General features: G+C 67.0%; 23 protein-coding genes and 1 pseudogene. 17 read left to right on the forward strand and 7 right to left on the reverse strand.

Annotated features, from left to right (window positions below):
• The first annotated feature begins 52 nt into the window (after positions 1-52).
• Positions 53-1,204, forward strand: a complete 1,152-nt coding sequence (locus OJF58_RS13540) for a sterol desaturase family protein (RefSeq protein ID WP_300785072.1) — start codon at positions 53-55, stop codon at positions 1,202-1,204.
• 74 nt (positions 1,205-1,278) lie between these two features.
• Positions 1,279-2,403 (forward strand): annotated as a pseudogene (locus tag OJF58_RS13550) (NAD(P)/FAD-dependent oxidoreductase); the annotation flags it as partial.
• 42 nt (positions 2,404-2,445) lie between these two features.
• Here OJF58_RS13550 and OJF58_RS13555 read toward each other — a convergent pair.
• Positions 2,446-3,570, reverse strand: a complete 1,125-nt coding sequence (locus OJF58_RS13555) for a YbfB/YjiJ family MFS transporter (protein WP_300785074.1) — start codon at positions 3,568-3,570, stop codon at positions 2,446-2,448.
• A gap of 70 nt (positions 3,571-3,640) precedes the next feature.
• Here OJF58_RS13555 and OJF58_RS13560 point away from each other — a divergent pair, with 70 nt between their 5' ends.
• The 6 genes from OJF58_RS13560 (at position 3,641) to OJF58_RS13585 (ending at position 10,071) form a co-directional block, all read left to right on the forward strand.
• The gene (locus OJF58_RS13560; RefSeq protein ID WP_300785076.1) at positions 3,641-5,242 is read left to right on the forward strand and encodes a lysine--tRNA ligase; all 1,602 of its coding nucleotides are present in this window, start codon (positions 3,641-3,643) and stop codon (positions 5,240-5,242) included.
• Positions 5,243-5,573: 331 nt separating this feature from the next.
• Positions 5,574-6,047, forward strand: a complete 474-nt coding sequence (locus tag OJF58_RS13565) for a MarR family transcriptional regulator (protein ID WP_300785079.1) — start codon at positions 5,574-5,576, stop codon at positions 6,045-6,047.
• Between the two features lie 33 nt (positions 6,048-6,080).
• Positions 6,081-7,283 (forward strand): amidohydrolase family protein, encoded by a 1,203-nt coding sequence (locus tag OJF58_RS13570; RefSeq protein ID WP_300785081.1) that lies wholly within the window; start codon positions 6,081-6,083, stop codon positions 7,281-7,283.
• A 10-nt stretch (positions 7,284-7,293) separates the two neighbouring features.
• Complete coding sequence (locus OJF58_RS13575) at positions 7,294-8,475, forward strand: acetyl-CoA acetyltransferase (RefSeq protein ID WP_300785082.1); 1,182 nt, start codon at positions 7,294-7,296, stop codon at positions 8,473-8,475.
• Positions 8,472-8,915 (forward strand): OB-fold domain-containing protein, encoded by a 444-nt coding sequence (locus OJF58_RS13580; RefSeq protein ID WP_300785084.1) that lies wholly within the window; start codon positions 8,472-8,474, stop codon positions 8,913-8,915. The genes OJF58_RS13575 and OJF58_RS13580 overlap by 4 nt, the downstream gene beginning before the upstream one ends.
• Before the next feature lie 127 nt (positions 8,916-9,042).
• Positions 9,043-10,071: a hemerythrin domain-containing protein gene (locus tag OJF58_RS13585; protein WP_300785086.1), complete on the forward strand. Its 1,029-nt coding sequence runs from the start codon at positions 9,043-9,045 to the stop codon at positions 10,069-10,071.
• A gap of 59 nt (positions 10,072-10,130) precedes the next feature.
• On the opposite strand, the gene OJF58_RS13590 is transcribed toward OJF58_RS13585, so the two are convergent.
• The 5 genes from OJF58_RS13590 to OJF58_RS13610 all read right to left on the reverse strand — a co-directional run bounded on the left by OJF58_RS13590 (position 10,131) and on the right by OJF58_RS13610 (position 13,230).
• Positions 10,131-10,817, reverse strand: coding sequence for a Crp/Fnr family transcriptional regulator (locus tag OJF58_RS13590; RefSeq protein WP_300785087.1), 687 nt, complete (start codon positions 10,815-10,817; stop codon positions 10,131-10,133).
• Between the two features lie 283 nt (positions 10,818-11,100).
• Positions 11,101-11,316, reverse strand: coding sequence for a YMGG-like glycine zipper-containing protein (locus OJF58_RS13595; RefSeq protein ID WP_300785089.1), 216 nt, complete (start codon positions 11,314-11,316; stop codon positions 11,101-11,103).
• A 128-nt stretch (positions 11,317-11,444) separates the two neighbouring features.
• A complete protein-coding gene (locus OJF58_RS13600) occupies positions 11,445-12,035 on the reverse strand; it encodes an NAD(P)H-dependent oxidoreductase (RefSeq protein ID WP_300785091.1) in 591 nt (196 codons plus the stop codon).
• Positions 12,036-12,073: 38 nt separating this feature from the next.
• Positions 12,074-12,931: a branched-chain amino acid aminotransferase gene (locus OJF58_RS13605; protein WP_300785093.1), complete on the reverse strand. Its 858-nt coding sequence runs from the start codon at positions 12,929-12,931 to the stop codon at positions 12,074-12,076.
• Between the two features lie 59 nt (positions 12,932-12,990).
• Positions 12,991-13,230 carry a hypothetical protein gene (locus tag OJF58_RS13610; RefSeq protein ID WP_300785095.1) on the reverse strand — a complete coding sequence of 80 codons (240 nt, stop codon included), beginning with the start codon at positions 13,228-13,230 and terminating at the stop codon, positions 12,991-12,993.
• Between the two features lie 161 nt (positions 13,231-13,391).
• On the opposite strand from OJF58_RS13610, the gene OJF58_RS13615 reads away from it, so the two are divergent.
• From OJF58_RS13615 to OJF58_RS13655, 9 genes are all read left to right on the forward strand, one after another.
• On the forward strand, positions 13,392-13,745 hold the full coding sequence (locus OJF58_RS13615; protein ID WP_300785097.1) for a YXWGXW repeat-containing protein: 354 nt from the start codon (positions 13,392-13,394) through the stop codon (positions 13,743-13,745).
• 121 nt (positions 13,746-13,866) lie between these two features.
• Positions 13,867-15,384, forward strand: a complete 1,518-nt coding sequence (locus OJF58_RS13620) for an altronate dehydratase family protein (protein WP_300785099.1) — start codon at positions 13,867-13,869, stop codon at positions 15,382-15,384.
• 229 nt (positions 15,385-15,613) lie between these two features.
• Entirely contained in the window at positions 15,614-15,820 is a 207-nt protein-coding gene (locus OJF58_RS13625) for a cold-shock protein (protein ID WP_300785101.1), read from the forward strand.
• Between the two features lie 263 nt (positions 15,821-16,083).
• Positions 16,084-18,159, forward strand: a complete 2,076-nt coding sequence (locus OJF58_RS13630) for an adenylate/guanylate cyclase domain-containing protein (protein WP_300785103.1) — start codon at positions 16,084-16,086, stop codon at positions 18,157-18,159.
• Entirely contained in the window at positions 18,156-18,863 is a 708-nt protein-coding gene (locus OJF58_RS13635) for a methyltransferase domain-containing protein (protein ID WP_300785105.1), read from the forward strand. The genes OJF58_RS13630 and OJF58_RS13635 overlap by 4 nt, the downstream gene beginning before the upstream one ends.
• 1 nt (position 18,864) lies before the next feature.
• On the forward strand, positions 18,865-20,547 hold the full coding sequence (locus tag OJF58_RS13640) for a transporter substrate-binding domain-containing protein (RefSeq protein WP_300785107.1): 1,683 nt from the start codon (positions 18,865-18,867) through the stop codon (positions 20,545-20,547).
• Complete coding sequence (locus OJF58_RS13645) at positions 20,544-21,167, forward strand: hypothetical protein (RefSeq protein WP_300785109.1); 624 nt, start codon at positions 20,544-20,546, stop codon at positions 21,165-21,167. Before OJF58_RS13640 ends, OJF58_RS13645 begins: the two co-directional genes overlap by 4 nt.
• Positions 21,168-21,176: 9 nt before the next feature.
• Complete coding sequence (locus tag OJF58_RS13650) at positions 21,177-22,040, forward strand: SDR family oxidoreductase (protein ID WP_300785111.1); 864 nt, start codon at positions 21,177-21,179, stop codon at positions 22,038-22,040.
• Positions 22,041-22,103: 63 nt separating this feature from the next.
• Positions 22,104-23,906: an adenylate/guanylate cyclase domain-containing protein gene (locus OJF58_RS13655; RefSeq protein ID WP_300785113.1), complete on the forward strand. Its 1,803-nt coding sequence runs from the start codon at positions 22,104-22,106 to the stop codon at positions 23,904-23,906.
• On the opposite strand, the gene OJF58_RS13660 is transcribed toward OJF58_RS13655, so the two are convergent.
• Positions 23,891-24,838, reverse strand: coding sequence for an alpha/beta hydrolase (locus OJF58_RS13660; RefSeq protein ID WP_300785115.1), 948 nt, complete (start codon positions 24,836-24,838; stop codon positions 23,891-23,893). The two genes, OJF58_RS13655 and OJF58_RS13660, sit on opposite strands and share 16 nt — an antisense overlap.
• Positions 24,839-24,851: the final 13 nt, after the last annotated feature.

The following is a 24,851-nucleotide window of genomic DNA, read 5'->3' on the forward strand; positions in this document are numbered from 1 at the left end:
CACCGCTTTTGCCCGATGCAGCGAACGTCGGTTGCAACTACACTCACGCGCCATGAAGCCGCCGACCGCGTTCGCCAGATCGACCGCCATCTTCCATCAATCGGGGGCGCTGCAGCCCGGCTACGGCAAGGTCACCGGCGTGATCGCCTTTGCCCTGTCGGGCATGGCGGTGCTGGCCGTGCTCGCCTTCCACTTTCCCGAATATCTGACGACGCCCGACCTCCGGAAAAAATACGACGTCGAGGTGCTGCGCGAGATCATGCTGGTGGGCATGGCGGTCGCCGGCGGCCTCGCCGTCGCCAACCTGATCCGGCTGCGCAATCGCTGGCTGAACGGCGCGGCGCTCACGCTGCTGGCGATCGCGGTCGCGTTCGGCGGCCATCGCGTGCCGATCGGCGATTTTCCCGACAACACGCCCTATATCGGCCTCGACTGGTTCCTGCTGGACCTCCTCGGCTCCAGCATGGTGTTCATCCTGATCGAGAAGATGTTCCCGCTGCATCGCGAGCAGCCGGTGTTCCGGCCGGGCTGGCAAATCGATTTCACGCATTTCATCGTCAACCACCTGCTGGTCGGCCTGGCGCTGGTGATCGTGAACTTCGCCATCCACCGCCTGTTCGGCTGGTTGGTCTATCCGCCGCTGCAGAAATGGGTCGGCGGGCTGCCGTTCTTCGCCGAGCTGTTCGGCGTGCTGCTGGTGGCCGACCTCGTGCAGTACTGGACGCATCGCGCCTATCACGAGATCCCGTTCCTGTGGCGCTTCCATGCCGTGCACCACAGCGCCGAATACATGGATTGGATGGCGGGCTCGCGCCTGCATCTGTTCGAGCTGCTGACCACGCGCGTCTCGATCCTGGGCGTCCTCTACGTGCTGGGTTTCACCGAAGCGGCGATGAACGTCTATATCGTGATCGTGGGCTTCCAGGCCGTGTTCAACCACGCCAACGTCGCCTTGCCGCCGGCTTTCGCCCGGGCGCCGCTCAAATGGCTGGTCGTAACGCCGGACTTCCATCACTGGCATCACAGCTCCGAGCGCGAGGCGATCGACCGCAACTATGCAGCGCACTTCGCCTTCCTGGATTATCTGTTCGGCACGGCGGTGAAGGCGGACCGGCGCTTTCCCGGAAAGTACGGCGTGCTGGGCGACTACATGCCTGCGAGCTATCTCCGCCAGCAGCTCTTTCCCTTCACCTGGAAGCATTGATCGTGCGTCGACGTAGCCTGCTGGCGGCTCCGGCGCTGGCGCTGCTGCCGCGCCCGGCCGTCGCCGCCGATCTCGATGTCGCGATCGTCGGCGCCGGCATGGCAGGCCTGTCGGCCGCCAGGACGTTGATGGCCAAGGGCAAGCGGGTGCTCGTCGTGGAGGCCCGCGATCGCATCGGCGGTCGTACCTTCACCGATACCTCGCTCGGCTTCCCGTTCGACACGGGCGCGGCCGGCCTGGTGCCGGGCAGCGCGCTCGCGCGCGAGCTCGGCGCCAAGGCAGCGCCACCGCCGCGTGCCGGCGCGATCCTGGTGAACGGCAAGGAACTTGGTCGCGAGGACTATGCGCACTACGACAAGGTCTCGCAGGAGCTGGAGAAGAAGATCGAGGAGGTGCGCAAGCTGTTGCCGGGAGTCGATCCTAGACAGGTCGTGATCCCCAAGGAGCCATTGGAACAGGTGGCGCTGGCCGAGCTTCTGAGACGGCCGCCCTTCCAGGGCGAGCAGGACGTGCCCGAAGGCGTCGGCCTCCTGGTTTCACGCTGGGCGGCGCATGTGCCGGTGAAGAAGGGCGCGCGTGTGGTGCGCATCGATTCGACCGGTCCTTTGGTGCGGATCGTGACGCCGGTCGGCGAGATAAAGGCGCGGGCGGCGATCGTCACGGTGCCGGTCGGCGTGCTCGCGGCCGGCGCGATCGGCTTCGCGCCACCCCTGAAGCCGGACAAGCGCGCGGCGATCGCGGCCCTGCCCATGGCGCTGTTCGACAAGGTGGCCGTCGGCTTCTCGCGCCGTGCCATCGAGGCGCCGGCCGATGCACGCGTGATGGCGCTGACGCCGCATGGCCGCGTGCTGCAGGTCATCGCCCAGCCGGGCGGACGCAACGGTGCGGTCATCCTCGCCGACGGCGACGAGGCGCGGCAGCTCGAGGCGAACGGCCCCAGCGCGGCCGGCGCCTGGGCGCTGTCCTCCCTGGCGGAGATCTTCGGCAAGAACCTGCGGTCCGCCTTCGCGGGCGCCGTGGCGACGCGTTGGGGGCGGGACGTCTATGCGCGTGGCGCCTGGTCGGTCGCGCGCGAGGGGCAGGTGGGCGACCGGGACCGCATCGTGCTCGCCCAGCCGCACGATGGCCGCGTCTACTTCGCGGGAGAGGCCACCGAGGGCGGCGATCTCGCCGGGGCCCATTCGTCAGGTGTGCGCGCGGCGACCGAGGCGTTGACCTTGCTCGGCCACGCCTAGCTATAGCTAGCGCCGGCGCGGGCGGCAGAGCACCGCCGCCAGCACGAGCGCCGCCGCGGCGCACCAAGAGGGAACGGCGAAGCTGCCGGTGAGGTCATGGGCGTAGCCCGCGAAGGCCGGGCCCAGAATCTGGCCGGCGCCGAAGGACGACGTCATGAGGGCGATGCGGCCGCGCGGATCGCCCTCGCCCTCGCGGGCGGCGATGAGGCCGAGGGCCGTGAGGCCCATGAAGGTGCCGCCGACCAGGATCGACGACAGGATCACGGTGGCCTCGGTGATCCAGAGGGCCGAGGCTGCGACACCGACGGCCTCGACGATCGCCGCGGCCGCATAGGCCTCGAGAATGCCCCAACGCCAGCCCAGCCGCGTCCACAGCGCCACCGACGGCACCGCGGCGAGGCCGAACATCACCCAGATATACGGCTCGAGGGCTGCGATCTCCTGCGAGCCGCGCACCATGGCGACGATGAAGGTCGCGGTGATGATGTAGCCGAAGCCGAACAGTCCATAGGCCGCTGCGGTCCGAAGGAAACGGCCGTCGAGCTTCGTACGCCCTCCCGGCATCGTTGCCGGCGCGCCCGGACGGTCCGCCGGGACCAGCGCCCACGCCGCAATGCTGGCGACGAGCGCCAGCGCGGCACCCGCGAGCCACATGGTACGCCAGTCGCTCAATGGTGCGACCAGGGCGGCCGACGCCGCGATGCCGCTGCCGACTCCGGCGAAGTGCACCGCCGACAGCGGGCTGCGACCGGCCGCCGCCAGCCGGTCGAGCACCAGCGCCGAAGCGAAGATCAGGATGAAGGCCGAGGCGATGCCCGCGATCAGGCGCAGCAGCAGGAAGAGGGTGAGCGAGACGGTGAGTCCCATCGCGGCCAGGCAGGCGACATTCACCGCGAGGCCGGCCAGCAGCCAGGCGCGCCGCGATCCCGGCAGGCGCAGCGCGGCCAGCAGGGCGCCGGCGAGATAGCCCACGAAGTTCGCCGAGGCGATCAGGCCTGCCTGGCTCTGGCTGAGACCCAGCGCCTCGACCATGGGCGGCAGGATGGGCGTATAGACGAAGCGGCCGATGCCGATTCCGGCCGCGATGGCCAGCAGGCCACCGAACGCAAGACCTAGGGGTGTTCTTGTCATGACAGGCCATGCAGCTTGGCGTCCTCGTCACATTGACGCAAATGGCCTCGGCACCTAGTTTCGCCGCTCCATGTCATCGTCCGATCGCACCATCGCCGAGGCCGCGCGCGCGTGGCCGTTCGAGGAAGCCCGCAAGCTCGTCGCCCGCATCGGGGGCAAGGCGCCGGCGAAAGGCTACGTGCTGTTCGAGAGCGGCTACGGGCCGTCGGGTCTGCCCCACATTGGCACCTTCGGCGAGGTCGTGCGCACCACCATGGTGCGCCACGCCTTCACGCGGCTGAGCGACGTGCCGACGCGGCTCTTCTGCTTCTCCGACGACATGGACGGCTTGCGCAAGGTGCCGGACAACGTGCCGAACAAGGAGATGCTGGCCCAGCATCTCGGCAAGCCGCTCACTTCGGTGCCCGATCCGTTCAGCAACGAATATCCGTCGTTCGGCGCCGCCAACAATGCACGCCTGCGCGCCTTCCTCGACTCGTTCGGCTTCGAGTACGAGTTCCAGTCGGCGACCGACTGGTACAGGTCCGGACGCTTCGACCGGATGCTGCTCGCCATGTTGCGCCATTACGACGAGGTGCAGGCGATCATGCTGCCGACGCTGGGCGAGGAGCGGCGCGCGACCTACTCGATCTTCCTGCCGATCTCGCCCAGGAGCGGCCGCGTGCTGCAGGTGCCGCTGATCAAGACCGATCCCGATGCCGGCACCATCGTCTATCGCGACGAGGACGGCTCGACCGTCGAGACGCCGGTGACCGGCGGCAACGTCAAGCTGCAATGGAAGGCCGACTGGGCGGGCCGCTGGTTCGCGCTCGACGTCGACTACGAGATGTACGGCAAGGATCTCATTCCGACCGCCGAGCTCAGCACCCGGATCGTGCACGTGCTGGGCGGCCGGCCACCGGAGGGTTTCAACTACGAGCTCTTCCTAGATGCCGGGGGCAGGAAAATCTCCAAATCCAAGGGCAATGGACTCTCGGTCGAGGAATGGCTGCGCTATGCGCCGCCGGAGTCGCTGGCCCTCTACATGTTCCAGGCGCCACGCCGCGCCAAGCGGCTCTATTTCGACGTGATCCCGCGGGCGATCGACGACTATCTCGCCTCGGTCGAGAAGATGCCGACCGAGGAGCTGGCGAAGGCCGTCGAGAATCCGGCCTGGCACATCCACAACGGCAAGCGTGTCGACCATCATGCGGCCGGTGTCAGCTTCGCCATGCTGCTCAATCTCGCCAGCGTCGCGCACACGGACGACAAGAACGTGCTGTGGCAGTATCTGCGCCGCTACGTGCCGGGCGCCACGCCGGAGAACGCGCCCTATCTCGACCGCCTGCTGCAGGGCGCGGTGGCCTACTACCAGGACTTCGTGAAGAGCACGAAGAAGTTCCGGCTGCCGACCGAAGAGGAGCGTGTGGCGCTCGGCGATCTCGCCGACACGCTGCGCCGCATTCCCGACAGCGAGAGCGCCGAGTTCATCCAGAACGAGGTCTACGAGACCGGCAAGCGCCACTTCGCCAAGGAAGAGCTGCGCCAGTGGTTCAGGACCCTTTACGAAGTGCTGCTGGGCAGCGAGCAGGGGCCGCGCATGGGCGCCTTCATCAAGCTCTATGGCCGCGACAACGTCGTGCGCCTGATCGAGCGTGCCCTCGCGGGCGAGGATCTTTCGCAGGCCGCCTGAGGGGCAGGCCACTGACAAGGGGACAGCGCCGTCCTTTCCTCGACGCCCATGAGCGCCACTGCAGTGGCGCGCTCCAATGAGCGCTCGTCGGAGCGCGCCGCCCGGGGTCGCGTCATCCCGAGCGAATGCGAGGGATCCTTTATCGACGCAGCCAAAGATCCCCCTGACACAACCTGTTGCGACTTAAGGCACCCATTTCATTTCCGAGGGTCGACGCTGCCGGTGACGAACTGCAGTGGCGCAATCTTCCTGTTCGCTGGGCGGCTGGCGCCGCATTTTCCCGGCCGCGTCGGCTTGCGGGCCAATTGATTAGCATCCTATCTTTCTGCCCATGGCCCGGCCCAAGCAGATCGACTTCGGCTTCAGCGTGGCGCGCATCGCGCGCCGGCTGCGCCAGGCGGTCGATGGCGAGCTGCGGGCCTACGGCCTGACCGAGGCGACCTGGCGGCCGCTGGCCTATGTCGGGCGGCTGGGCGGCGGCGTGCGGCAGAAGGAGCTGGCGACGGCGCTTTCGATCGAAGGCCCATCGCTCGTGCGGCTGCTCGACAATCTCGAACGTCGCGGCCTGATCGAGCGCCGCGAGGACGAGACCGACCGCCGCGCGCGAGGCATCCATCTCACGCCGGCCGGCCGCGATCTGGCGATACGCGTGGCGAAGGTCGGCACCGAGATCCAGAGCCGCCTGCTGGCCAAGGTTCCGCCGACCGATCTCGAGATCTGCCAGCGCGTGCTGGGCAGCATCGAACGCGAGCTGGAGGAGCGGCAGGAGAGCGCCTCCGCCGCGGACCTGAAGCGAGGTGAGTAAGGCGTCGACGCAACAAGTCGCAAGGAGGAAACGATGAACCAGATCGAGGTCAATGCGCCGAACCTTTGGCGTCTCGACACGCCCGGCGCCTCCCACTGGCCGCGCAGCGCCCGCCCCGACGCTGCGAAAAAGTACTTCATGGTGTCGGCCGACGGCCATGCCAACGAGCCGGCCAATCTCTGGTTCGAGCGGATGGACAAGAAGTATCACGAGCGCCTGCCGCGCGTCGTGACCGACAAGGATGGTGTGCAGTGGCGTGTGTGCGAGGGCTATCGGCCCGATCGTCTGCGGCTCTCGACCCTCGAGGGCGAGGACATGGCGCGCAACAAGGCCGGCGCCGATCCGCTGGGGCGGCTGGCCGATCACGACCGTGACGGCATCGACGTCGAGCTGATCTTCCCCAACAAGGGTCTGGCCATGTGGGCGACGCCCGACCCGCAGTTCGCGATGGCGCAGTGCCGCGTCTGGAACGACTGGGCCTGGGAGCAGTTCGGCGCGCACCAGGACCGCATGATCCCGGCCGGCGCGCTCGCGACCGGCGATCTCGAAGGCTCGATCGCCGAGGTGCAGCGGCTGGCCAAGCTCGGCTTCAAGTGCCTGACCCTGCCCTGCAAGCCGGTGTGGGGCAGCCACGACAGCAATCATGTGAATTACAATCTCCCGCACTTCGATCCGCTATGGGCGGCAATCACCGACGCCAACCTGCCGATCACCTTCCATGTCTCGACGGGACGCGATCCTCGCGCGGCACGCGGCAATGGCGGCGCGGTCGTGAACTACGTCTCGCATTCGCTGTCGCCCACCATCGAGCCGGTGGCCAATCTCTGCGCCTCCGGGGTGCTGGAGCGTTTCCCGACGCTGCGCTTCGCGACCATCGAGGCCGGCATCGGCTGGGTGCCCTGGCTGCTCGAGGCGATGGACGAGGCTTACAAGAAGCATCACTTCTGGGTGCGGCCCAAGCTCAAGAACCTGCCCAGCGAATATTACAGGGCGCACGGCTTTTCCTCGTTCCAGGAGGACAAGGCGGGCCTCGACCTCGCCGAGAGCCACGGTCTTTCTGGCAACTTCATGTGGGCCAACGACTACCCACACCATGAAGGGACCTGGCCGCACTCGGCCGAGGCGATCGAGCGCACGATGGGGCAGCTCTCCGACGAGACGCGCGCCAAGGTGCTGGGGCTGAATTGCGCGCGCTTCCTCGGCATCGAGGTCCCGGCGCGCTACCGCGCGAACTGAGCAGCGCGGCATGAGCAAGCGCACGCTGCGCGGCAAGGCGGCCATCGTCGGTGTCGGCGAGACCACCTACTACAAGCACGGCAAGGCGCCGGTCTCGGAATTCAAGCTCGCCCTGCAGGCGATCCTGGCCGCCTGCGAGGATGCCGGGATCGACCCGCGCCGCATCGACGGCTTCGCCTCGTATTCCAACGATCGCAACGATCCGTCGCGGATCGCGGCGGCGCTGGGGCTGCCGGCATTGCGCTTCTCCAACATGAACTGGGGTGGCGGCGGCGGCGGTGGCTCGGCAGCGGTGGGCAATGCCGCGGCAGCGGTGGCCTGCGGGATCGCCAACTGTGTCGTCGTGTTCCGCGCCCTGGCACAAGGCCAGTTCCAGCGCTTCGGCGCCGCGCCGCCGGGCGGCACGGCCACGGGCGAGATGGCGCTCAACGCGCCCTACGGCGTGATGTCGCCTGGCCAACGCTACGCCATGCGGGCGATGCGCTTCCTGCACGAGAACAGGATCGCGCCCTCGGCGCAGCGCGCGATCGCGCTCGCCTCCTACCACCACGCGCAGGCCAATCCGCGGGCCGTCATGCACGGCCGGCCTTTGACCCCTGAGGCGTATGACTCATCGCGTTGGATCGTCGAGCCCTGGCGACTGTTCGACTGCTGCCAGGAGAACGATGGCGCTGCCGCACTCATCATTGTGCCGGCGGAGGAGGCGCGCGATCTGCGCCACGTGCCGGCCTATCTCCTGGGCGCCGCTCAGGGCTCGGAGTACCGCAACGGCGCGCGCGGCCACAACGCACCGCTCTATGCGACCTCGAGCTTCACCACTGTCGCCCCGCAGCTCTACGAGATGGCGGGCGTGAAGCCATCCGAGGTCGACGTGGTGCAGAGCTACGAAAACTTCACCGGTGGCGTCCTGATGAGTCTGATCGAGCACGGCTTCTTCTCGGCCGAGAAGGCGAACGAGTTCCTGACGGTCGAGAACCTGATCGCACCCTCGGGCAAGCTGCCGCTGAACACATCGGGCGGCAACCTGGCGGAATGTTACATGCACGGTCTCGAATTGCAGGTCGAGGCGGTGCGGCAGTTGCGCGGCCAGTCGACGTCGCAGGTGCCCGATGCCGAGGTCTCGGTGGTGATCTCCGGTCCCATGGTGACGCCGGTTTCCAGCATGATTCTCGGCACCGGAGCGACGCTATGAGCTATCTGCCGAAAGGTTTGCCCGCGCCGGTGCCGGAGAATGACGGCCTCGACCAGCCCTACTGGGAAGGAACGCGGCGCGGCGAGCTGCTGGTGCAGCGCTGCAACAAGTGCGGCACCTTCCAGTGGGGGCCGGAATGGATCTGCCACAAATGCCTCGGCTTCGATCTCGGCTGGCACAAGGTGTCGGGCAGGGGGCGTATCTATAGTTGGGAGCGGCCGTGGCATCCGGTGCATCCGGCGCTGAAGGACCACGGCCCCTATGTCGTCGTCCTCGTCGAACTGCCCGATGCCGGCAATGTGCGCATGCTCGGCAACCTGCTGGGTGACCCCAGGCAGGAGGTCAAGATCGGCGCCGAGGTCGAAGCGGTGTTCGAGCCGCACGACGACGCCAAGCCGCCCTTCACCCTGGTGCAGTGGAAGCTCGCGTTCCCTCGGTAACGGCCCGACCTGGGACGTTCAACCAGGTACGAAAGCGCACGAACCGAGCCCATCGTCTGCGTCTCGGGCAACAGCATCGCCGAATTGGTCGTTTAGTGGGGGCCACCCAAACAGGAGGAGCGGCCCCATGGCGAAATCGACCAAGCAATCCCAATCCAGGAAGACCGGTGGCACCTCCCAAAGCCCGAATAATCTGGGCGCAACGGTCGGCGGTCCTTCCGGCAGCGCCATTGAAATGCTGAAGCAGGACCATCGCAAGGTCGAGGGCCTGTTCCAGCAATTCGAGCAGAGCGACGACCAGCAGGAGAAGGAGCAGCTCGCGGATCGCATCTGCGCCGAGCTGATCGTGCACACCCGCCTCGAAGAGGAGATTTTCTACCCGGCATGCCGCCGCGCCGAGGTCGAGGACGATATGCTGGACGAAGCACAGGTCGAGCACGACGGTGCGAAGGTCCTGATCAACGATCTGCTCGACGACGACTCCGACTCACCGTTCTGGGAGGCCAAGGTGTCGGTGCTCAAGGAGATGATCAAGCACCACGTGGCCGAGGAAGAGAAACCGGACGGCGTCATGGCCAAGGCGAAGGAGAACGGTATCGACGAGTCCGATCTCGTTCAGGAACTGAAGGAGCGCAAACAGGAGCTGCAGGAGCGCGGCATCGGTCGCCGCCCCGCCCGCCCCATCGCGCTGCACTTCGAGCAGGAGGGCGCCATGGGCCGGGGGATGCCGGATCGCGATGAACGCGGTCGCTTCATGAGCGACGAGGACGATCGCTCCTACCGCGGCGGCCGCTATGGGCAAAGTGAGCGAGGCGGCTACCGGGGACATGGCGGGTGGTACGGGGATCCGGAAGGACATTCCGAAGCGGCGCGCGAACGCTGGGGCGAAAGCCGCCGCGGCGGACGCCACGACTATGAGGATCGCCGGTCGGGTCGCGGTCGCTACGACGAGGACTATGACGACCGACGGAGCGGACGCCACGGCGGCTGGTACGGCGATCCGCGCGGCCACACCGCGGCCTCGCATCGAGGATGGGAGGAGCGCCGCGGCGAATACGATAACGACGACGACGGTCGCCGAGGTCACGGTGGCTGGCACGGCGATCCGCGTGGCCATGCCGAAGCCTCGCGCCGCGGCTGGCAACATCGGCGATAGTCGACAAGCAAGCGCTGTTCGATCGCCCGGCGGCCCGGCCGCCGGGCGTTTCGGTTTGCTCAATCCTCGATTGCCCGTCGCCAGTCCGGGCGGATGAGCCGGCAATACACCTGCTCGGCGACGCCGTAGGAACCGTTGGCCTGCTGCTTGAGGCCGGCGCGGTCGAGAATGATGATCTGGCCGCGGCGGGCGCGGATCAGCCGCCTGGATTCCAGAACCTGGAGCGCAATGGTCACGCCGGCGCGCCGCACACCCAGCATCTGGGCCAGGAAGTCGTGCGTGATGCCAAGCTCGTTCGAGCCGAACCGGTCGTGCGACATCAGCAGCCAGCGCGCCAGGCGTTCCTCGAGCTTGGACCGGCCGTTGGCGAGGGCGGTCTGCGTCGTCTGCGCCATGAAAGCGTGCACATATCGCAGCAACAACGCCGACAGTGCAGCGCTCCTGTGCATCAGCCCAACAAGCGATGTGGTCGCCACACGCCAGCCGTGGCCCGGCACCTGGACAATCGACTCGTTGATGGAGAGCTCGTCACCCAGGAGCGCCCCGAAGCCGATCATGCCGTCGAGGCCGACCAGGCCGACCTCGATCCGGCGATCGTACGGGGCTCGCGCCATGACGGAAACAATGCCGCTTTCCGGAAAGAGGACGGTCGAGATCGCCGACCCCGGCGATTCGAGGATCTGCCGACGGGGCAGGGCGATCGATTCCAGATCCGGAGCGAGGGCGGCAAGGTCGGCGGCAGACAAGCTGTCGAGGAGCACGTTGCGAAAAGTCGGGCGCGCGGACGTCTTCCTCGTCTCTTGCGATACGCCGTCCGGCATTGTCTCACCCAGATTCGATGAACCGCGATGGCCGACCTCGCAGCGGCAGCCGATGCCGATCAAGCAAGGCAGGTCCAGTCATGCCTCCAACGTCCTCTCCTTCCAGCGAGTTGCGAAGGCGAGTTGGCGCATCAGCCAAATGAAAACGCCGCGGCGAAAGCCGCGGCGTCTTGCGAAGGCCCGTGCGCCTGCAACCGGGGATTTGCTATCAGTAATAACGCCGCGGCGTCGTCGCGGCACCCGCACCGGCGCCCACCGCGCCACCGATCAGCGCACCGGGCAGGACGCCGAGGCCGGTCACGCCGCCGATCACGGCACCTGAACCAGCGCCGATCGCGCCGCCGGTCACCGCCCGTTGACCCCAGGTCTCGCCGCAGGCGGTCGCGGTCAGAAGAATGGCTGCAAGAACGATATAATGACGCATGGCAATCCCCTGTTATTAAAGCGAAGACCGCGTGATTGGCCTCCTTCTCCTAATACGCGGTAAAATGGGGCGAAAAGTCGGCGCAGGGCATGGCGGAGTTGGGGCGCGTGCGGGATAACTTCCGCCCGTCACAACTGCGAAACGGCGGTTCGCACCTTCCTGAGGAAGGCCTCGCGCGAGCGGGCCGTCGAGTGATCCATGTCGTAGTGCGCTAGATAGAAGGACCGGACATCCTTGGCGCATAAAGGCTTCATCCCGCGCATCAACACCTTGTACCCGGCATTGCCGGCAAAGAGGTGCACGATCCACCAGGGCGAGCCGTAGCTCGTCACCACACCGAACAGCTTGATGTTGCGCAGCGCGGGCTCGAGATGGTTGTCGTCGGAGCGGTACGTGAACGCGACGCCGGGCCCCCAGACGCGATCGACCCAGCCCTTGAGCATGGCCGGCATCGAGAACCACCAGTGCGGGAAGCAAAGGATCACGCCTTCCATTCGCTTAAGGGTCGCGGCATAGCCTGCGATGCCGCTGGCGTCGTAGGCGTTTCCCATGTAGCTGCGCCGCTCCGGCTCCGTCATGGCCGGCTGGAAGCCCTCGCGGTAGAGATCGGTCGCCACGACCTCGTGTCCGTTGGTCTCGAGCATCTCGACGATGGCCCGAAAAAGCGCGTGATCGTAGCTGTCGGTCAGTGGATGGCAGTGGACGACCTGGATGCGCATGGCTCGGGGCAAACGCCCCGGCTCTGCCCGAGTTCCGCTCAGACAATGCGCTGCGTGCGGGCGAAGCTCATGTAGAGCTCGTGCGCCTGGCGAGCGACCGGCCCCGGCTGCAGGTCGCGGCCTTCGTAGCGACTGACCGGCTGCACCTTTCCGGCATTGCCCGTGGTGAAGATCTCGTCTGCCTCGTCGAGGTCGGTGGTCGTCACCGTGCGCTCGTCGACGCGGATGCCGGCATTGCGCAGGAGCTTTATCGTGCGGTTGCGCGTGATGCCGGCGAGAAAGCTGCCGTTCGCCACCGGCGTGGCGACGGTCCCGTCCTTGACGAGGAAGATATTGGAGCTGCAGGTCTCGGCGACGTTGCCCAGCGCATCGAGCACCACGCCGTTCTGAAAGCCGCGCTTCAGCATCTCGGCCACGCCGCGCGAGGAATTGGGATAGAGGCAGCTCGCCTTGGCGTCGGTCGGCGCGCTCTCCGGCGTCGGCCGGCGAATCGAGCGGCAAAGGCCCAGGGTCAGAGGAGTGCCCGCGCGCATCGGCGACACGTAGAGGCACAGCAGAAACTGCGTCGATTCGGGATCGACGGAGATCGGCCCGGCGCCGCCCTTGGCGGCCCAGAACATCGGCCGCACGTAGAGCTCGGCCCTAACTCCGAAGCGGCGCACCCCGTCGTGCATCAGCGCCAGGATCTCGGGCGCGGTCTTGGTGGCCTTCAGCCCCAGCGCGTGGGCAGAGCGCACCACGCGCTCGGCGTGCAGGTCGAGGTCCGGTCCACAGCCCTCGAAAGCGCGGCCGCCGTCGAACACCATGGATCCCAGCCAGAAGGCGTGATCGCGCGGCCCCAGGATTGCCGGGTTGCCCTCATGCCAGGTGCCATTCCAGTAGGTGAGTGTGTCCATCTATTCCTCGTCCGCGCAAGGCGGCGGGAATAGCAGACAACGGCCCCGCTGTGCCAGCGTTACGGCCGATGCGGCTTGGGCTCGTCGAGCAGCTGCGGCGACCGCCTCATGGCCGCCCATGACCGTTCGACCGGGCCACGCCGACTCCGCACCGTCGTCCAGTGGGCGAGGTCATGCGCGAGGCCTGCTGCCTCGCGGCGGCGCAGCATCAGCCGCGCCGATGCGCCCGGTTCGGTTGCGAGGACCGGCGACGGCCGGCCCTTCTCGAATGCGGTGTTGCGATAGCGACTGGATGTCATGCCATGACAACTGCACTGCAGGCTTTTGGTTCCCGCGTCAGATGGCCAAAACAAGGCCGCCGCCGGGCGCAAATACCCCAATCGGGCGGGCACGGCGTCTGCCCCGCTTCCGTACATCCATCTGAGGCGGCGCGGATGCCGCCGATGTCAGGAGGCAAGTCATGATGATGCGTTCCTTGATCACCGTTCTTGCCGCCGCTGCGATTTCCACGTCGGCGGTGGTCGCTCCGGCGGTATTCACGCCGGCGTCCGCCCAGGCAGGCATGCGCATTGGCGTGACGATCGGCGTGCCGCCGCCGGCACCAATCTACGAGCCGGTTCCTCCGCCGCGACCGGGCTTTGCCTGGGCGCCGGGCTACTGGCGATGGGAGGGTGGCCGCCACGTCTGGGCGCCCGGCTACTGGGTGGCCGCTCGCCGGGGCTATCACTGGGTGCCGGACCGTTGGGTGCATGTCCGTCGCGGCTGGTACTACGAGCGCGGTCACTGGGACCATGATTGGGATCGTCGCGGCTAGCGAGCCATGATGGGCCGGAAGGGAGCGGGGCGGGATGCCCCGCTTTCCTTTTGGCCCGATGTTGGGCGGCGCTATCATGGGCGTTGGTCGCGTCGCGCGGCCGGACGAACCGGAGGACATCATGGCCGCTCCCATCGCGCTTCGCCTGCACAAGAGCGACAATGTCGTCGTGGCGAGGATGGATATCCTGCCCAACACCAGGGTCGAGGACGGGGTCATCGCGGCGACACGCATTCCGCCGGGTCACAAGATCCTGACGCGCGCCGTGAAGAAGGGCGAGCCGCTGCGCAAGTACAACCAGATCATCGGCTTCGCGACCGACGACCTCGTGCCGGGGGCGCATATCCACACGCACAATTGCGCCATGGGCGATTTCGAGCGCGACTATGCTTTCGGCGCCGACGCCCATCCGACGGACTTCGTGCCGGAGGCCGAGCGCGCCGTCTTCCAGGGCTATCGCCGCCCCGATGGGCGGGCGGCGACGCGCAACTACATCGGCATCGTCACCACGGTGAACTGCTCGGCGGCCACCAGCCGCATGATCGCCGCCAAGCTCGCGCCGACGGTCGGCGACTATCCCAACATCGACGGCATCGTGCCGCTGACGCATGGCGGCGGCTGCGGCATGGCAGCGGCCGGACTCGAGATGGACGTCCTGCGGCGAACCCTCGCGGGCTATGCCCGTCATCCCAATATGGCGGCCGTCGTCGTCCTGGGCCTGGGCTGCGAAGCCAACCAGATCGCGGGTCTTATGAAGGCCGAAGGTCTCAAGGAAGGACCCAGGCTCATCCCGATGACCATCCAGGACGAGGGCGGTGTGGCCAAGACAGTGACGCGGGCCGTGGGCTTTCTGAAGGAGCTGTTGCCCGACGCGAACGATGTGGTGCGCGAGTCGATCCCGGCCAGCGAACTGATCCTGGCGCTGCAATGCGGCGGCTCGGACGGCTATTCCGGCATCTCGGCCAATCCGGCGCTCGGCGCCGCGGTCGATCTCCTGGTGCGGCACGGCGGCACGGCGGTCCTGTCGGAAACGCCGGAAATCTACGGCGCCGAGCATCTGCTGACGCGGCGCGCGGTATCCCGCGAAGTCGGCGAAAAGCTCGTCCGCCGCATCAAGTGGTGGGAGGACCACTGCGCCCGCACCGGCGGCGAGATGAACAACAATCCGTCCCCCGGGAACAAGGCAGGCGGGCTTACCACGATCCTCGAGAAGTCCTTGGGTGCAGTTGCGAAGGGCGGCACGACCAACCTCGTCGAGGTCTATGAATACGCCCAGCCGATCGCCGCCAAGGGCTTCGTCTACATGGACTCCCCGGGCTACGATCCGGTCTCCGCGACGGGACAGGTAGCCGGCGGCGCAAATATCCTCTGCTTCACGACGGGCCGTGGCAGCGTGTTCGGCTGCAAGCCGACACCGTCGCTCAAGCTTGCAACGAATACCTCGCTCTATCGCCGCATGACGGACGATATGGACATCAACTGCGGCTCCATCGTCGACGGCGACGAAAGCGTCCAGGAAAGCGGCAAGAAGATATTCGATCTGATCCTCGAAACGGCCTCGGGGCGGAAGACGAAATCGGAAGCCCTGGGCATCGGCGACGACGAGTTCGAGCCGTGGAAAATCGGTGCAACAATGTGACTGCTGGAGCGTTTGGGAGAGGCGACCTTGACTTGGCGGCGGTAGCCTCCCACATGCCCGTCACGACTTACGAAGCAGGCCTAGCCTTGGTGGCCCCACCCTCGACAGCGCGCGGACCTGTACCAACGAGCTGTTTCCCCAAGTTCCCTGCGTTGCCGCAGAACGATGCCGCGAGCGCACCGTCTGCGCTTGTTTGCGTGTGCTCGCGACGCTAGCCAAGGAGAGAGTAATGCCCACAGGTACCGTGAAGTGGTTCAACGCCACGAAGGGTTTCGGGTTCATCCAGCCATCGGAGGGCGGCAAGGACGTTTTCGTCCATATCAGTGCGGTCGAGCGATCCGGCCTGAACGGTCTCAACGAAGGCCAGAAGATCAGCTACGAGATCGCGACCGAGCGCGGCCGTTCGGCGGCCGTCAATCTGAAGGCGGCAGACTGACCTTTTTCGATGTCGAGTAACCGACGGCGGCACCTCCGGGCGCCGCCGTTGTCGTTTTGGGCGCGCGGAGAGGCCTGAGGCCAATCCTGTTCATGGCGAGCATACCGCGCGGTAGCGTCTGCGACTATTGCTCGGCGCCGTGATGCGCTGTCTGGAGCATCCGTTGTCCTGACCACCGGCCCGCCCGCTGCATGGACGCTGAATCGCGGCTGCGATAGAATAGCAATTTGCTGCCCGTGGATGCGACCCAAGACAGCCGGCCTATGAATTTCTTCGTCAAGCACAAGTGGCGGCTGAAGCCCAGCATCCTGACCTTGTTCATCGTGCTCACCGTGCCGGTGACGGTTACTATCGTGGCCGTGACGTATTTCTCCAACCAGTCGATCGCCCGCGCCCATGCCGGCGCTCTGGTGGAGCACTTTCAACGCGCCGCGTTCAAGGACGTGCAAAGCGATTTCGAGCCCATCAAGACGATGGCCGCCTCCGCAGCCGTCATCGGGGAGGCGCAGCCCGACTTCTACTTCAGCGACCGCTCGCTCGAATATCTGGACAGCCTGTTGCGTCCCAACGACAAGATCGTGAGCGTCTATGTTGGTCTGAAGGACGGCACATTCCGCCAGGTCCGCCGGGTCGACCCCAAGGTCAAGGTCTTCGGCGAGCTGCCGCCCGAAGGCACGCGCTTCGCCTATCGCTGGATCCTGCACACCAGCGATGGGCAGGTGATCGACCGATACCAGTTTCGCGATCCCGAAGGCCGCGTGCTCGGTGTCGCGGAGCAAGCAACCAACTACGACCCCCGGATACGGGGCTGGTACCGGCATACCGTCGACGCCCGGTCGACGTTCGTCACCGATCCGGACGTCTTCTCCGCCCTCGGTCTCATCGGGTTCACGGTCGCCGCGCCGATCTTCGCCGACGGCAAGCCCCTGGGCGTGGCCGCCATCGACATCACCCTGCATGGCCTGTCGGAATACCTGGCCGAACGCAAGATCAGCCCGAACACGCTGAGCTATATTCTCGATTCCCACGGCCAGGTCATCGCCAATTCCAGTCTGTCGAAGACCTACGCCAACGAGCACGGCCGGGTCGAGCTGCAGCACGTGACGGAAACCGGGGACGGCTTGCCCGCCGCGGCCATCGCCGCGCGCCCGCGCGACCGGCCGTCATTCTATTCGTTTTTCCAGGGCAATCGGGAGTATGTCGCCAGCCTGGCGGCCGTGCCGCCTGCGCTCGGCAAGCACTGGCAGGTCTTCATCATCGCACCGCTCTCGGATTTCACGAGCGGGCTGCAGCGCAACAACGAACGTCTTCTGGTCTTCGGCCTGCTGGCCATGGCGGTGCAATTGGCGATCGTCTATTTCCTGACAGGGGTCATGTCCGCCCCGCTCGAGAGGCTGGCGAGGAAGGTGAATCGCATCCAGGAGTTCGAGGGGGAAAGCCTGCCCAGCCGCGATTCGCCGATCCGCGAGATCTCCGTCCTGTCGCAGGCGGTCGACAAGCTCGATGCGGCGTCGCGGGCGTTCTCCGCCTTCGTCCCTGTGGGACTTGTGAAGCAGCTCCTGCAGTCGGACCAGAAGCTGGAGCTGGGCGGCCACAGCCGCTTCCTGACGATCTTCTTCTGCGATCTCGAGGCCTTCTCGACCCTGTCGGAGGAGGTGCCGTCGCAGGAGCTGATGCTGCGCCTCTCCGCCTATTTCGGGCTGGTGACGCACGCGGTGAACGCCGAGCACGGGACGATCGACAAGTTCCTCGGCGACGGGGTGATGGCCTTCTGGGGCGCCCCCGCCTTGCTCGAGGATCATGCCTGGCGCGCCTGTGTCGCGGCGTTGCGAATCCAGCGTGGAATGGATCGTCTCAACGAACGGTGGCGCGAGCAGGGGCTGAGGCCGCTCAATCTGCGCATCGGCATTCACAGCGATGCCGTGCTGGTCGGCAACGTCGGCTCGGCCGAACGCATGAGCTACACAGTCGTGGGCGACGGCGTGAACGTGGCCGCGCGGCTGGAGGGCATCAACAAGGAGTACGGCACGCGCATCTGCATCAGCCACAGCGTCTTCAAGGAAGCGGGTGAGCGGCTTTGCGTGCGGCCCATCGACGAGGTCGCGGTGAAGGGCCGGCGCGCCAAGATTCCGGTCTACGAGCTGCTGGGCGCCTATGGCACCGACGCCGAGCTGGAGCCCGACGCGGCGGCGCGGCGGCTCGGCGATCTTACGCGCTCGGCCTATGCGGCCTGGGCGGATCAGGACGCCGCCGCACGGGATCTCTACGAGAAGGTGCTTTGCGAATTTCCAGACGATCCGGTGGCGCGGACCCTGGCAGGCCGGATCGGCGCGGCATGAGCGCCGCGGCCGACGTCGCGCTCGAGAAGGCCGTCGCAGCCCTTCGCCCGAGCGAATATACCGGCGCCCTGATCCAGGCGCTGCTCGCGGCGCCGCAGCGCGTCGCCGGCGCCAGGGCGCTGGAAGTCGGCTCGGGCAGCGGCGTGGTCCTGGCGGCGCTCGGCGCGCTGGGAGCGGCATCGCTCTGCGGCGTCGATATCGAGCGCGAAGCGGTCGTCGCGGGCGGTCGGCTGCTGGAAGAGCTCGGCCATGGCCCCGCCGCGCAGCTCCATCATGGCGACATGTGGCAGCCCGTGGAGGGACGATGCTTCGACCTCGTCGTTGCCAATCTGCCGCATTTCCCGATGACACGCGGCGCGCCCGGCGGCCGCTGGCCGAGCTGGAGCTGCGGCGGTGTCGACGGCCGACGGCTTCTCGATCCTTTCCTCGACGGGCTCGCCCGGCACCTGTCGCCGCATGGTTGCGCGCTCATCACGCACAATGCCTTTGTCGGGCTGCACGAATCGCGGGACATCCTTCGGCGCCACGGCCTCGGCCTGAAGATCGTATCGACCATCCTCGTGCATATCCCGGCCGAGAAGATCGCGCTGATGACGAGAGACATCCTCGATGCCGAAGAAGGGCGGACCATCCATCGCTACGGCCCCTATATTTTCGCCGAGGTGCACATCGTCGAGATCGCGGCCCCGGCCGATCTTGGCTGAGATGACGCATTGGCGGAGGTTCGCGGCCGCTGCCCGGGTCGCCTTGGCGATCGTGGTCATGGGGGCCTGCCTGCCTGCCTGGGCCCGCGAGCCGCTGTCGCCCGATGCTGCGCTGGCGCATCTGCTCGAAGCGGCACGCAACGCCGGGCCGGAGGCCTGCGCCGCGCCCGACGCCGACCGGCTGGTCCGCATTGTCTGCACCGGGCACATCCGGGTCGGCCTGCGCGACTACTATCCGCTGTTCTCGATGCGGGTCGGGTCCATCCGGAAGGGCTACGAGGTCGACGTCGCGGAAGCGCTGGCCGCGAGGCTTGGCGTCGCAGTCGAGCAAACGAGGGTGAATGCGGCAAGCCGCATTCCGCTGCTGGCCGAGGATCGCATCGATCTCATCATCGCCACGATGGGGCACAATACGCAGCGCGACAGTCAGGTTCGTTTCATCCGGCCGCACTACTATCGGTCGGAGACGATCCTGGTCGGACCCAGGAACCTAGCCATCTCCGGCTGGAACGACATTCCCGGACGCACGGTCTGCGTCACGATCGGCAACGGCTCGAATGCCAACCTCGTGTCGCGCGGCGCGCGGCTCCTGCTGTTCGACGAGGCGGGCGTGCTGCCCGAGCGGCTCAAGGACGGGACCTGCACCCTGGCCGCGCAGGACGACAGCTTCTTCGCCGAGATCTTCACGCATCCGGACTTCGCCGATCGCTTCGAGAAGAAGTTCGGCTTCGCCCAGGTGCCGTGGGGCATGGCCGTGCAGAAGACGGGCAGCGACAAGCTGGCGCGTGCACTCGACCTGATCAGCCAGATCTTCCACCGCGACGGCGTGTTCCTCGAGCTCGCGCGCCGGCATCGGATCGCGACCGGATTCCTCGAGGAGCAGCAGAAGGTCTGGCGCAGCCCTGCCTGCAACACCGCGAACGGCAGCACCGACCCTCACTGCATCCTGCCCGCCCTCAATGCCCGGCTCGAGCCGACATCGTTCGCGGGCGCCGTCGCTTCGTTCGAGGACTGGTTCTCCGCCGCCACCGGCATCGACCTGTCGCTCCCCATGCTGACGACAGTGCCGGCCTGGTCGCTGCTTCTGAGCGGCATCGGCAATACGCTGATCCTGATCGGCGGGGCGCTGCTGGCCACGCTGCTGTTCGCGCTGGGCATCGGCGCGGCACTGAGCTCCCCGGTCCCGCCGCTGCGGTGGCTGGCGAAGGGAATTGTGGTCCTGCTGCAATCCTCGCCGATCGTGCTGACACTGGTCGTCGCCTCGGCGATCGCCCATGCCCTGTTTCCGTTCTCGGCAACGGTCGCGATCGGCACCGCGATCGCGGCGCTGGGCCTCGCCAATGGCAGCAATGCGGGCCAGGCCATTGCCGAGGCCGAGATGACGCTGCAACTCGAGCGGGCCGCCGGCGCGCAGGTCGGTCGCGCCCCGTTCGTCCGCGCCGTGGGCCGCTCGGCGACCCAGATCGTCGCCTTCCTGATCAATGCGGCCAAGGGCACGCCGATCGCAAGCTTCATCGGAGCGCCGGAACTGCTGAGCGCGCTCACCGACATCACGTCGTTCTCGAGCGGCCGGGCCACGACCTACACGTTGCTGCTGATCTTCTACACGCTGGTCGTGATGCTCGTCGTGTCGGTCTGCCGGCGCCTGCAGGTGCTTCTCGAAAGCGGCCGGGCAGCGACATGATCGCGCTGGTCGAGCGGCTGTGGTCGGGCTTCATGCCGTCGCTGCTGGCCGGCATGGCGGTGAACTTCGAGATCGCAGGCATCGCGATCGCGCTGGGCCTTGCCCTCGGGTTCCTGATGGCGGTTGCGCGCCTGCGCGGCGGCATGACGGGCACGGCCGCCGCCTCCGCCATCACCCTGATGCGTGCGGCGCCCACCTTCGTCGTCATGTTCTTCCTGCTGAACGCCCTTCCCAGGGACGCCTCGATGTCGGGCGTGATGACGGTGGCGCTTTCGCTGGTGCCCTATTCGGCGGCCTTCGTCGCCGATGCCGGCCTCGACGCGCTGCGTCATCTGCGCGGCGGCTCGGCGCTGGCGGCCTTGCAGTTCCTGCCCAATGTGATGCGGGCCTTCTTCGTGCTGGTCATGTCCTCGAGTGCCGGCGCGGCCATCGGTGTGGGCGAGGGCATCACGGCGATCCTGCATGAGGCCGAACAGCTTCCGGCGCTCGGCGATCGCCTCATCCTGTTCGCGATCGGCGTGGTGGCGTTCGGCGTGCCGCTGCAGCTGGGCTTCCTGCTGCTGCGCCTGCTGCAACGGCGGCTCGGTGCGTTCCTTACCCTCGGCCGCGCCCACAGCTAGGATGGCGCCATGGAATACCGCTCCGTTTTCCGTCCCGGCCTGTTTGCCGGACAGACGATCGTCGTGACCGGCGGCGGTTCGGGTCTCGGCCGCTGCACCGCCCACGAGCTCAAGTCACTGGGCGCGCGCCTCGCCCTGGTCGGCCGGACGGCGGACAAGCTCGAGCGCGTGAAGGAGGAGCTCGGGGATCCCGACACCTTCACGTTCGCCGCCGACCTGCGCGAGGAGGACAAGGTGAAGGCGGCGATCGAGGGGGTGATGGCCTGGAGCGGCCGCATCGACGGCCTGGTGAACAATGCCGGCGGCCAGTTTCCGGCGCCGCTCAAGGACATCTCGTTGAACGGCTGGAACGCGGTCGTCGCCAACAACATGACCGCGACCTTCCTCGTCTCCAAGGAAGTCTATCTGCGCTCGATGGAGCGGAACGGCGGCGCGATCGTGAATGTCGGCGCCGACTGGGAGCTCGGCAATCCCGGCATGGGGCACAACGGTGCGGCCCGCGCCGGGCAGACCAACTTCACCTATACCGCCTCGGTCGAATGGGCGCATTCGGGCGTGCGGGTGAATTCGGTGATCCCGGGCTTCATTGCCTCGTCGGGATTCGACCGGTATCCCGAACGCGCCCATGACGTGCTGCGCAACGTCAAGGACCGCATTCCGCTGAAACGGCACGGCACGGAATCGGAGATCGCGGGCGCCATCGTTTTTCTCCTGAGCGAGGCGGCTTCCTACATCACCGGCGCCACGCTGCGGATCGATGGCGGCCTGCACAACAACGGCAGGTCCAACTTCTACGAAGTGCCGGATCACGACAGGTCGAAACCGTACAACGGCTTCCCGCTCTACCGCCGGCCCGACGTCCTGAGGCGCTGAGCTCATCGCACTGTGATCCGTCGCGACCGATCCATCGGCTGGATGGTGACGTATAGATAGGCCATGCGGACCACCTGGACCTGGCACTTCGACCTGCCGCCGGAGCAGCTCTGGCCGGTGCTGGCGGACACCAGCCGCCTCAACGAGGCGATGGGGCTGCCGGCATACGCTCTCGAGGAGACAGCGCAAGCCAACGGCACCGTCCAGCGGCGCGGCCGGACCAGGTTGGCGGGCTATGCCTTCGAGTGGGAGGAGAGGCCCTTCGAATGGATCCAGGGCCAGCACTTCCGGCAGGACCGCCTCTTCGACAGGGGTCCCTTCGGTCGCGTCGGCTCGGCATTCCAGGTCGAGCACGACGGGCAGGGCGCGCGAGTGACCTGCACCATCGATCTGGAGCCGCGCCTGCTCGTCGGGCGGCTGATCGGCGCCGCTCTTGCCCGTCACGCGGCCACAGGTCTCCATAAGCGCATTGGGCAGGCGGTCGACTTCGTGAAGGGTGAGCGGCTGTCGAGATTCGACCTGCCGTCGCCGCGATTGCCCGCCGGTGCGCGTGATCGAGCGGCGGGACTGGCCGACGCGATTGACCGAAGCGTCTACGGCAACGGCCTCGGCCGCCGGCTCTGCGACTATGTGCTGGAAGGCATGGCCGGCGACCTCGTTCGCCTCCGACCCAAGCTGCTGGCGCGCGAATTCGGCATCGGCCAACGGCCGACCGTCGAAGCCTGCCTCGCCGCCGCGCGCGCCGGGCTGCTCACCATGAGATGGGAAATCCTTTGTCCCAATTGCCGCGGCGGCAAGGCCGGCACATCGTCGCTCAGCGACCTGCCGCGCGGAGCGCATTGCCCTTCGTGCAACATCGACTACGAACGCGACTTCGAGCGCAATGTCGAGCTTGCCTTCTCGCCAGCACCTGCAATCCGCCCGCTGCCGCAAGGCGGCTACTGTCTCAGCGGTCCCATGGGAACGCCGCATGTGCCGGTGCAGCTCCTGCTGTCGCCGGGCGAACGGCGCACCATCTCGGTCGAGTTGCCGTCCGGCCCCTATCGCCTGCGCACCTTGCATCCCGGAGCCTATGTCGACGTCGATCATGAAGGTGAAGCCTTCCCTGGCCTGCGCGTCACGCCGCTCGGTGTCGAAGCCATGGAAAGCGGAAAGCCGAACGAAATCACCTTTCTGAACGACACGACTTTCGAGCTGGCTGCCCTGATCGAGGACCGTCGCTGGACGCGGGATGCCCTGACCGCGCCGGAAGTCATCTCCCTGCAGGCTTTTCGCGATCTCTTTGCCGAAGCGACGTTGCGGCCGGGCGACGAAGCCGCGGTGGGGCAGGTCGCTCTACTCTTTTCCGACTTGCGGGGATCGACGGCCCTTTACGAACGCGTGGGCGATGCCGCCGCCTTCAACATCGTGCGCGATCATTTCGCCTTCCTGGCCGCCATCGTGCGCGATCACGACGGCGCGGTGGTGAAGACGATCGGCGACGCGGTCATGGCATCATTCGGCGATCCGGTCGATGCGGTGCAGGCCGCGCTCGCCATGCAGGCGCGCATCGCCGACTTCAATCGCGACCACGGCGGCAGGAGCGATCGCTGTCTCGTGCTCAAGCTCGGCATCCATGCCGGCCCGAGCGTCATGGTGAGCCTCAACGATCGGCTCGACTATTTCGGCTCGACGGTGAACATGGCGGCGCGCCTGCAGGGACAGAGCCAAGGCGGCGACATCGTGCTGAGCGAGGCTGTCGCCCGGGATCCCGCCGTGAAGCCGTTGCTTGCTTCCGTGCCGGCACGCCTGGAAAAGGTGACGCTGAAAGGGTTCGACGGGCCGGTCGACTTCGTGAGGATACTCCCGGCTCAAGTGCCGAAGTGAGCCGCCAGCACGCCCGCCGCCTCGTCGTTGGCTTTGAGGCCCTGCTGCAGGAACCGCGTCAGCGAGAAGAAGCCGTGGATCGTCCCGGGATAGTTGACGTAGGTGGTCTTGACGCCCGCGTCGATCAGGCGGTTGGCGTAGGCGCGGCCTTCGTCGCGCAGCGGGTCATAGCCGGCGGTCAGCACGAAGGCCGGCGGCAGGTTCGAGAAGTCGCGCGCCAGCAGCGGCGAGAGGCGCAGGTCGGCGGGATCGGTGCCGGCCGGGACATAAGCCTTCCAGAACCAGTCGATGAGGTCCTTCGTGAGGAAATATCCTTCGGCGAACTCGCGCCGCGAGCGGCTCTGCTTGCTGGAGTCCGTGGCGGGATAGATCAGCATCTGGAAGGCCGGCATGACCTCGCCCGCATCGCGGCAGGTCTGGCAGACCACGGCGGCGATCGCGCCGCCTGCGGAATCGCCGCCGACGGCGATGCGTGCGACGTCTGCTCCAAAGGAGGCGGCCTGGTCGCGCATGTGGCGGAAGGCCGCGATGCCATCGTCGATCGGCACCGGGAAGGGATGCTCGGGCGACAGCCGATAGTCAATGGCGATCACCTGGCAGCGGCTCCTGTTGGCAAGGCGCCGGCAGGTCGAATCATGGGTGTCGAGATTGCCGATCACGAAGCCGCCGCCGTGATAGTAGATCAGCGTGGGCAGCAGGCCGGCGCGGGCATCCAGCGGCCGATAGCGACGAAAACGGATCTCGCCGGCCGGCCCGGCAAAGGCGCCGTCGGCAACCTCGCCGACCGCAGGCGGCGGCGCTTCGCTGTCCTCGGACAGTTTGTCGACTGCCAGCCGACCTTCCTTGTAAGGCAGCGTATGCAGCGCGGGGCGCCCCTCCTGTACGGCCTTGTCCATCAGGTCGAGCAGGGTGCGGGCCTCGGTATCGAGCATCTCGTTCACTCCA

Origin of the sequence: Enhydrobacter sp. (genome assembly GCF_030246845.1) — a bacterium.
In the GTDB taxonomy this organism is placed as follows: Bacteria; Pseudomonadota; Alphaproteobacteria; order Reyranellales; family Reyranellaceae; genus Reyranella.